This window comes from Gordonia sp. 'Campus' (assembly GCF_022206305.1).
Taxonomy (GTDB): Bacteria; Actinomycetota; Actinomycetes; order Mycobacteriales; family Mycobacteriaceae; genus Gordonia.
This window is the reverse complement of record NZ_JAKOIW010000025.1, coordinates 43794-53185: the sequence shown is the minus strand read 5'-3', so window position 1 is coordinate 53185 and position 9392 is coordinate 43794. Positions and strand designations below refer to the sequence as shown.

The window sequence follows — 9392 nt, the reverse complement described above, 5'->3', positions numbered from 1 at the left end:
AGCTTTCCACCACAGAACATGCATCCCATGGTCATATCCGGTATTAGACCCAGTTTCCCAGGCTTATCCCAGAGTGCAGGGCAGATCACCCACGTGTTACTCACCCGTTCGCCACTCGAGTACCCAGCAAGCTGGGCCTTTCCGTTCGACTTGCATGTGTTAAGCACGCCGCCAGCGTTCGTCCTGAGCCAGGATCAAACTCTCCATGAAAAAATAGCGAAACAAAACCAGCCCCCGAAAGAGCCAGCGTTTCAACACAATCAGGAAAGCAAACCTGACCAAAATAAACCTAGCAAAAACATGTGACACCCAGACGAGGCCGAGCGCCACACAAAACAAACATCAACATCCACAAAATAGATGCTCGATGCCATCAATTGGCATCAGACAATTCATCATCACACTATCGAGTTCTCAAAGAACACACACCCACCAGCTACCCACCCCTTACAGGGCTCTCACCAGCAGACTTGCATGTCAACCTTCCGCGCCACCCCGTCTCCGGGGCAACTCTTCCAGCCTACCAGACCCCATCCGCAGCCCGCAACTCCGAAAAGTTCCGAACTCAAGGGACCCGGCAACCCCAACCACCCAGCCACGACATCAACATGTCCCAACCAAANCGCCACACAAAACAAACATCAACATCCACAAAATAGATGCTCGATGCCATCAATTGGCATCAGACAATTCATCATCACACTATCGAGTTCTCAAAGAACACACACCCACCAGCTACCCACCCCTTACAGGGCTCTCACCAGCAGACTTGCATGTCAACCTTCCGCGCCACCCCGTCTCCGGGGCAACTCTTCCAGCCTACCAGACCCCATCCGCAGCCCGCAACTCCGAAAAGTTCCGAACTCAAGGGACCCGGCAACCCCAACCACCCAGCCACGACATCAACATGTCCCAACCAAAACAATCAGGGGCGGCCAACGACAAACCCGGTCTCCAACTCCCCGCCATCAGACCCTCTCAGGCCCTCCGGGGCGGCGCCGTGGCTCGCTGACTTGAAGAAAGTTACGCAACCGGATCGCCAGGGTCAAATCGCCAGGTCGCCAACACCCGGTTGCGTCATCGCCCCAGGTCACCGACGCGGCGTTGCTCGTGAATACCGCTGCCACGCCTTCGGATCGGGCGAAGTCGCGAGTGTGACGTGCGCCGCAAACCGTCCGTTCGGACAGGCAGTGGCCACCTCTTGGTCAGTTATGCGCAGGTCAGCGAGTTCCTACGGTCGATGCATGACTGCAATCGAGAAGATCTCGGGGTCGGCTCGCCCCGCGACGCCGGCCGGACCCCCGGCGCCCGTGGTGCGCCGATCCTCGCTGGTGCCTTCGGGTTTCGTTCGGTGCGGTCTGCTCTCCTGGCGCGCCGTGGCCGGCGTTGTGCACATCGCCCATCCCTTCGACGAAGGCTCGGTGTCAGACGCAGGTGTCGTCGACGGGCTGGTGTCGCTCGTCGACGCAGGAGTTCTCTCGGGCCAGGAACAGTTCGAAGCCGCCGCCCTGGGGATCATCCACACATCTGCCGCGTCGGCCACCGATGCGTGGTCGGCGTTCTATCGGAACTCGCTTCGCGAATTACGTTGCGGCATATCGGCATTCGCCCCGGTTCACCAGCGCGCGCGTGCTCTGCTCCGAGGACGCAGTGTCCTGGAGGTCGGGTCCTGCTTCGGGTTCTTCGCGCTCGGATGCGCGATGGAGGGGTTCGACGTCTCCGCCTGCGACATCTCGCCGGGCGCGGTGTCGTTGTTGTCCGCGGCCGCCCGTCGGCAGGGTGTGTCGGTCGACGCCACGGTCGGAGACGCCACCGCGCTCCCCTACCCGGACGGCTTCGCCGACACGGTGACGCTCATCCACCTTCTCGAGCATCTCGATGCCTCCGCCGCTCTGACCGCGATCACCGAAGCGCTTCGGGTCGCGCGTCGTCGAGTCGTCGTCGGAGTGCCCTTCGAAGAGCAGCCCAGTCCCCACTTCGGCCACGTGTTGCGGCTTCGGGAGTCCGACCTGTACTCGTGGGCGCGGCAGGTGCCCCACGCCGGCGCCGAGGTGTTGGTCGACCACGGGGGCTGGCTCGTCCTGACCCCGCGCCGCGACGAGCTCAGATGAGTCCGCGCTTGCTCGCGATGTACACCGCGTCGGTGCGCTTGGACACCCCGAGTTTGCGAATGATGTTGCGAATGTGGAACTTCACGGTCGATTCGGAGATGTAGAGCGTTTCACCGATGCGCTTGTTGGACAGACCGTCCGCCAGGAGGCGCAACACCTCACGTTCGCGGTCACTGAGCGCCTCGGACGTGTCGCCCTCTCCGGAGACGGTCCGCAGCACGACGGCGGCGCTGCGTGGGTCGAACGCGCTACCTCCGGTCGACACCGCCTGAATGGCGCGTACGAGTTCGGTGGTGTCCACGTCCTTGACCACGTACCCGCGGGCTCCCGCACGTACCGCCCGGACCACCAGATCGTCGTCGAGGAAGGTCGTGAGCACCAGGGCCGCGACCCCGGGGTGGCGCTGCGCGATCTCTTTGATCAGTCGCAGACCCTCGTACTCGGTACCCGCGGACAGTTTCAGGTCGACGACCACGACATCGGGCCGGCACGCGTTCACCTCGGCCAGCGCCGCGTCGTGTGAACCCGCCTCACCCACCACCTCGACCACTCGGTCGCGTTCCAGCAACGAACGCATTCCCTCGCGCAACAGCGCGTGGTCGTCGACGAGCAGCGTTCTGATCGGGCGTGTGGTGTCGGTGCCGCTCAACCGGACTCCTTGATCGATATCGGTCCGTCCGCGATCGCGGAGGTGTGGAGGTCGGTCGTCGACGACGGTCGCACGGTGGGCAGGACCGCGCCGATCCGGATGCCGCCGAGGCGGGACCGACGGATCCGCAGCTCGCCGCCCAGCTCGGCCGCCCGCGACGACATGTTCGCCAGACCACGATGCCGACCCGCGGTGAGGTCACCCAGCGACGCGGTGCGCAGGACGCGACGCAGGTGGTCCGGGTCACCCACACCGTCGTCGTCGACGGACAGCCCGACCCGGTCCGGCCGGTAGGTCAGCGTCACCGCGACACGGCCGGCGTGAGAATGGATCGCGGCATTGAACAACCCTTCTCCCGCGATCCGCAGCAGCGCGTGCTGCACGTCGTCCGCGAGATCGCGGGCGCGTCCACGCACGTCGACCGACGTGTGCAGGTCGGGGGGCATGTGCAGGGAGCACAGCTCGGTCAGGACCTCGCGAACACTCGGCGAAGGGGCGTTCGTCGCGTTGTTCAGCGCGTAGATGAACGATCGCAGCTGCTCGACCGCCTCCTTGGTGAGGCGTCCGGCCATCTGCAGTCGATCCAGCGCCGGTCCGTCGACGAGGCCGCGGCACAGCTCGATCTGCACGCCCGCCGACAGAACCGACTGGGTCACCGAATCATGCAGCTCGCGCGCGATCCGCGCGCGCTCCTCGTTGAGAACGGTGGCCCGCATCGCCGCGGACAGCTCCCGCTGAGTCCGTTCGAGTTCGCTGTTCCGTTCTGCCAATTCCACTGCGTGCCTGTTGGTCTCGGAGAAGAGCTCGGCGTTGAGCAGCGCCACGATCGCCTGACTGGCGAGGATCCGCAAGACGACGACATCGGTGGGGTCCACGCCGCGGCCCGCGGGGGTCCACGCCGACAGGCCGCCGACGACACTGCCGTCGAGTTCCACCGGGACGTGCACGTGATCCTCCTCCAGGATCGGGCCGTGCAGCAGGGGCGCGTGGCCGCGCAGGATGTCGTTGAGCCGGTTGAGCACCGGATCGGGCAGGTCATCTGGGGCGGAGGCGTTCTGCGAACCCTCGAAGGCGAACAACCGACCGCCGCTCGCGCAGATCAGATGCCTCGGGGCCGACTGTTCGAGCCGGCCGTCGGCGAGCGCGAACACCACCCACTCCGCATCCAGGTGGTCGCGGGCCGCCTCCACGACGGAGGTGACGAGGGCTTCGGGGCCTTCAGCCGTGCGCACCAGAGCACGGGAGATGCGTTCGAGCGCACCGACCACCCGGCTCAGTCGGGCCTCGACCCCGCGCAATGCCGCATAGTGACTGCCCTTCACCGATCGCAGACCGACCAGGCTGTCGAGGTCGGCCTGTTCGGGGCGGACGCCCCGGTCCGGCGCGGGGTCGACCATCACAACGCCTCCGCGTACAGGTCGCGGATTCCGGCGGCCTCCGGGCGGCGCGGGTTGGTCATCATGCAGGAGTCGGCCAGGGCATGGACGGTCAGCTGGTCCAGGTCGACGGTCCGCACGCCGAGCGGGGCCAATGTCGACGGCATCCCCACCCGCTCACCCAGACCGGCGACCGCATCGGCCAGCCGGTCGGCCACCGCCCGTGCGTCGCCGCGGGTGTCCACACCGATGGCATCGGCGAGATCGACGAACCCGTCCGCGCACACGTGTGCGTTGTACCGGATCACATGCGGCAGCAACACCGAGTTGATGGCGCCGTGCGGCGCATCGCAATGGCCGCCGACCGGATGGCTCATGGCATGGGTCGCGCCGAGGATCGCGTTCGTGAACGCCATGCCCGCCCGCAGCGCCGCCAATGACATCTCCTCGGCCGCCACCTCATCCCGCGGGTCGTCGACGAGTCTCTCGAGGTGCGACCAGACACCTCTGATCGATTCCAGCGCAAGCGAATCCGTCAAACGCCCGTGCGCGAGGGACACATAGGCCTCGACGCAGTGGGTCAGTACGTCCATCCCCACCTGCGCGGTGACCTCCGCGGGCGCGGTGGTCAGCAGGGTCGGGTCGCTCACGGTGACGTCGGGCACCAGCGACCGCCCGATGATCGTCACCTTGGTGCGCCGCTCGGCGTCGTTGATGATGCAGAACTGGGAGACGTCGGCACCGCTGCCCGCCGTGGACGGGACCGCGACGAGTGGGGGCAGTGGACGGCGAGCTCGGTCGATCCCCTCGTATTCCAGGATGTGTCCGCCGTTCGACGCGAGCACGGCGACACCCTTGGCGGCGTCGATGACCGACCCCCCGCCGAGCGCTACCAGCCCGTCGGCGTCGTGCGCCTCGTAGGCGACGAACGCGGCCGCGACCTCGGCCGCCCGCGGGTTGGGAGACACGTCGAGATACGACTCGACGGCGAGACCCGCCCGCCGCAACCCGTCGCGCAACTGTGCGAACCACGGCGTCGCCTCCAGGCGGCGATCGCTCACCACGAAGGGCCGGCGCATCCCGAGACCGGCCGTGGCGACCGGGACCTCACCGAATGCGCCCGGTCCGAGGACGATCTCCGGCGCGTGGAACTTGGCGACCAGGCCCGACGACCTCTGACGGTGCGCGCCACCACCATGCATCCGACCTGCCTCCGATCCCTCTGACACCTCGTCGACGACGGTCGCCCGCCCCACCTGCCTGCGCCGGCTCGCCGGTACTCCGACGCTACTCACCTCACCTGAGCGCTGCACCCAACTCGTCACAGTGCGCGACCATCTCGGCCGCATCGCGAACGCTCACGACTCCGTCGCAGAACTCGGCGTAATCGGCCATCGCACATCCGGACTGGCTCCAGTAGCGCTCGGGTTCGGGGGTGATCCACGCGATGCGGTGCGCGCGGCGCGCGATCTCGGCCATCAGATCGACGCGTGGATCCGCGCCGTTGCTGCGGGCGTCCCCGACGACCAGCACGGACGTCCGCCGCCCGACGAGATCCCCGAACTCGCCGAGCATCCCGGCGAACACGCCGCCATAGTCGCTCGTCGCGGCGAGATCCAGACCGTCGGCGGCGAGGACCGCCGTCAGTGCCGCGTCGGCCGTCGCGGCACGAAGGGCGGTGGTCACCCGTACGGGGCGGTCGACGAAGGCGATCACCTCGCACCGGTCGCCGAGACGATGCAGGGTCTGGGCCAATCTCAGGATGAAGCCGGTGACCGGACGGACCGAGAGCGAGACGTCGACGAGCACGAGCATCCGCACCGGACCGGGCCGCAGGCGTCGACGCCACAGCTCGGCGGGCACACCGTCGGTGGCGACCGACGCACGCATCGTCGCCCTGATGTCGAGCGCCCCCCGGTCCACTGGGCGAACAACGCGGCGTGGTGCGCCGCGCATCCGCTGGACCAGCCGATGACAGGCACGGTCGATCTCCCCCTGATCGACATGACCGGTCGTCTCGGTGTGTTCCCCGACCGACCCGGCGAGACCCTCGGCTTCGAGGCGGGCCGCCAGCGCGTCGACGAACGCGTTCAACGCCTGCTCGAGGTCGGCTCGACGCCCCTCGCCGAGCTCATCGGTCCCATCCGTCCCGTACGCCCGGCGCGGATCGAAGGCATCGAGAGCAGCCAGTATCGCCGCGGCACCGTCCAGTCCGAGCGGCCGGCCGCGGACGCGCGCGGCCGCCGAGGTCAGTTCCCCGACCGTGGACGAGTCGGCCGTGTCGATCTCGACGGTGTAGGTCACTCCCCCGCCGGTGGCTCCCTCCTCGGTGTCGACCCCGAGCCGCTCGGCACCGGCGGAGACACTGAAGTCGTTCTCTTCCCGATGCGCGCTCTCTCCGTGCCGTTGCGCCGCATCGGGGTCGTCGGCCATCAGATGCCCGATCTCGTCGGTGTGTTCATCGGCTCCGATGCGGCGGCCGGCGCCGTCGAAATCCTCGTCCCACACCACATCGTCGGGGAGGTCCGCGGCCACACCCCGAGGTCGGGGCAGGCCGTCCGAGTCGCCACCGACCGGCGCCGCACCGAGAAAGAACACATCGAAGGCGATCTCGAAACTCGGTGCCTCATAGGCATATTTGACACAGACCGCGCGTAGTGCCGCGCGCAGCACGGTGGGCTCGCCGCCGCCGACGATGGACATCGCGCGCCGGATCTCGATCACCTCCGCGGGCGAGATCGCGACGCCGGCACCGCGGAGCACGCGCCCGAACGCGACCGCGAGCCGGTCGAGCACCTCCTCGCGGCGCGCCACGACCGGTGCGTGGGTCATCGACCCGCGCGGACACCCGCGGTGCGGGCGCGTCCGGCCCCGAACGCCCGGGCGGTCACCGATCCGATGGGGGTCGTGCCGTCCGATCCGACGGGCGCGCCGCCCTCGTCACCGCCGACCGATGCCAACGCACGCCTGGCCGTGTCGCCGTCGGACCCGAACTTCACCAACAGCGCGAGCAGCGCGCCCTGATGGTCGTCGACGGAACCGCCCGTACCGCCACCGACGCCGAGGTACGACGCCGCCCGCGCGGCGTCGATGACCTCGGCGATGGACGGACTCTTGCGCAACGGCAGGTCTCGCAGGCGGCGCGCGAGGTCGACCACCTCACCGATCACCGCGTCCTCCACCTCGGGGGCGCGGACACCGACGATCGCACGCTCGGTCTCCGAATCCGGATAGTCGACCTGGAAGTGCAGGCACCGGCGTTTCAGGGCGGGCGACAGTTCGCGGGTGTCGTTGGAGGTCAAGATGACCCACGGCGACGACCGTGCGACGAAGGTGCCCAGTTCGGGCACGGTGACCTGACGTTCGGCGAGCACTTCGAGCATCACCGCCTCCATCGCCTCGTCGGTGCGATCGATCTCGTCGACGAGCAGGACCGACGGTGAGGTCGACGTGATGGCGGCCAACAGCGGCCGCGCCACGAGGAAGTCCTCGGTGTACACCCCGACCTCGGCGCGGGCGAGTGCCGAACTCGCCGCCGAGAGGGTCGTCTCGGCAGCGAGTTCGGAACTGATCCGATCGCGCAGCATCTGCACGTGCAACAGCTGACGGGCGTAATCCCACTCGTACAGCGCACGCGACTCGTCGAGGCCCTCGTAGCACTGCAACCGCACGAGCTCTCGCCCCGACGCCGCGGCCAGCGCCTTGGCCAGCTCGGTCTTGCCGACCCCGGCCGGCCCCTCCAACAGCAGCGGCCGGTCGAGGAGCGTCGCCAGATGGACGACGACCGCCAGGTCCGGACCGATCAGATAACCCTGGGAACCCAGAGCCTCCGTCAGCTCCTCGACGGAACCGAAATGGGCGATGTCCTCGGACGGTGCCGGCGGGGCGCAGATGTCGGTCATCGGTGGTGTGACTCCTTGTCGGGGCTCGGTGGCGGGGCCGGTGGTCGGTTCAGTAGCTGCCGGTGAAGGCGTGCGCGACCATCGGGATGAGCGACTCGACGGTGCTCTCGCGCGGATTCCCGGGCGTGCACCAGTCGTCCATCATGTGCTCGGCGATCGCCCGGATCTGCTTGTCCGAGGTGTCCATGGTCTCGCCGCGGCCCTCGTACTTGCCCGTGTTCATCCGGTTCTTGTCATAGCTGGCCGTCGAGAGCTGGCCGAAGTTGTCCGGGATCCCGAGGTCCTTGGACAGCCGGATGGCCTCCTCGACCGCCGCGTCGGCTGCCTGCACCGTGGTCATCTTCGAGGTGTCCACGCCCAGCAGCGCCGCGATCTCGGCGTACCGCTCGAACCGCGCGGGCAGGTTGTACTCCCACACACGCGGCAGCGCGATCGCGTTGTTGAGCCCGTGGTGGCTGTCGTAGAAGGCGCTCACCGCGTGTGACAGCGAGTGCACCAGACCGAGGCCGCCCGAGTTGAACGCCTGCGCGGCGATGTACTGCGCGTGCATCATCCCGGTGCGGGCCTCCAGGTTGCGCGGGTCGTACACCGCTGTGCGCAGGTGATCCCGGATGAGTTCGATCGAGTACTTCGCGTTGCCGAGCGACGGCGCGAAATCCAGTCGCGAGACGTACGGCTCGCTCGCGTGGGCCAGCACGTCGAAGCCGCAGAACGCGGTGAAGTGTTCGGGGCAGGTGTAGTACAGCAGCGGATCGTCCATCGCGAGGTCGACGAGACACGTGTCGTCGAAGGCCACCCACTTGTGCGGCTTGTTCATGTCCGAGGTGTCGGTGATGACGTATGCCCAGGACGTCTCCGAACCCGTTCCGGCCGTGGTGGACACCGCGATGTGCTTCGGGTTCTCCTTGTTCGTGGCCTTGGAGAAGCCCTCGAACTCGTTGATGTTGCGACCGTCGTGCGCGATGACCATCCGCGCGCCCTTCGCGGCGTCGTGGCTCGAGCCGCCGCCCACCGAGATGATGCCATCGCACTTCTCCGACTGGTAGAGAGCCGCGGCGTCCATGCAGTTGTAGTCCTTGGGATTGGACTCCACCTGGTCGAACAGGACGACGTCGACGCCCTGGTACTCGATCTTGCCGATCAATTCCTCGATGATCCCCGACCCGCGCAGACCGGTGGTCATGAGCAACGCGCGGGTCATGCCCAGTTCTTTGGCCTCGACCCCGAGCATGTCGTGCGCGCCGACGCCGAGCTTCGCCTTCGGGAACGGGTGGAACTCCTTGATGGGGAAGTCCCAGATCTGGTTCAGCTCAATGGCCATGGTGGTGAACTCCTTGTGACGGTTGGGTCTGTC

7 protein-coding genes and 1 rRNA gene are annotated in these 9392 nt (G+C 67.3%); 1 reads left to right on the top strand and 7 read right to left on the bottom strand.

Features of this window, described 5'->3' with window-relative positions:
- Positions 1-210: ribosomal RNA gene (locus MAY35_RS20920) — 16S ribosomal RNA — on the bottom strand; the annotation flags it as partial.
- A gap of 1034 nt (positions 211-1244) precedes the next feature.
- Between MAY35_RS20920 and mftM the strand changes: the two genes are divergently transcribed.
- On the top strand, positions 1245-2111 hold the full coding sequence (mftM, locus tag MAY35_RS20915) for a mycofactocin oligosaccharide methyltransferase MftM (RefSeq protein WP_238423208.1): 867 nt from the start codon (positions 1245-1247) through the stop codon (positions 2109-2111).
- On the opposite strand, the gene MAY35_RS20910 is transcribed toward mftM, so the two are convergent.
- The 6 genes from MAY35_RS20910 to mdo all read right to left on the bottom strand — a co-directional run bounded on the left by MAY35_RS20910 (position 2104) and on the right by mdo (position 9359).
- Entirely contained in the window at positions 2104-2760 is a 657-nt protein-coding gene (locus MAY35_RS20910) for a response regulator transcription factor (protein ID WP_281063161.1), read from the bottom strand. The two genes, mftM and MAY35_RS20910, sit on opposite strands and share 8 nt — an antisense overlap.
- Positions 2757-4157, bottom strand: coding sequence for a sensor histidine kinase (locus MAY35_RS20905; RefSeq protein ID WP_238423207.1), 1401 nt, complete (start codon positions 4155-4157; stop codon positions 2757-2759). Before MAY35_RS20905 ends, MAY35_RS20910 begins: the two co-directional genes overlap by 4 nt.
- Positions 4157-5338: an iron-containing alcohol dehydrogenase gene (locus MAY35_RS20900; RefSeq protein ID WP_238423210.1), complete on the bottom strand. Its 1182-nt coding sequence runs from the start codon at positions 5336-5338 to the stop codon at positions 4157-4159. Before MAY35_RS20900 ends, MAY35_RS20905 begins: the two co-directional genes overlap by 1 nt.
- Positions 5339-5432: 94 nt before the next feature.
- A complete protein-coding gene (locus MAY35_RS20895) occupies positions 5433-6968 on the bottom strand; it encodes a VWA domain-containing protein (protein ID WP_238423206.1) in 1536 nt (511 codons plus the stop codon).
- Positions 6965-8038: a MoxR family ATPase gene (locus tag MAY35_RS20890; protein ID WP_238423205.1), complete on the bottom strand. Its 1074-nt coding sequence runs from the start codon at positions 8036-8038 to the stop codon at positions 6965-6967. Before MAY35_RS20890 ends, MAY35_RS20895 begins: the two co-directional genes overlap by 4 nt.
- A 49-nt stretch (positions 8039-8087) precedes the next feature.
- Positions 8088-9359 carry an NDMA-dependent methanol dehydrogenase gene (gene mdo, locus MAY35_RS20885; protein ID WP_238423204.1) on the bottom strand — a complete coding sequence of 424 codons (1272 nt, stop codon included), beginning with the start codon at positions 9357-9359 and terminating at the stop codon, positions 8088-8090.
- Positions 9360-9392 lie beyond the last annotated feature (33 nt).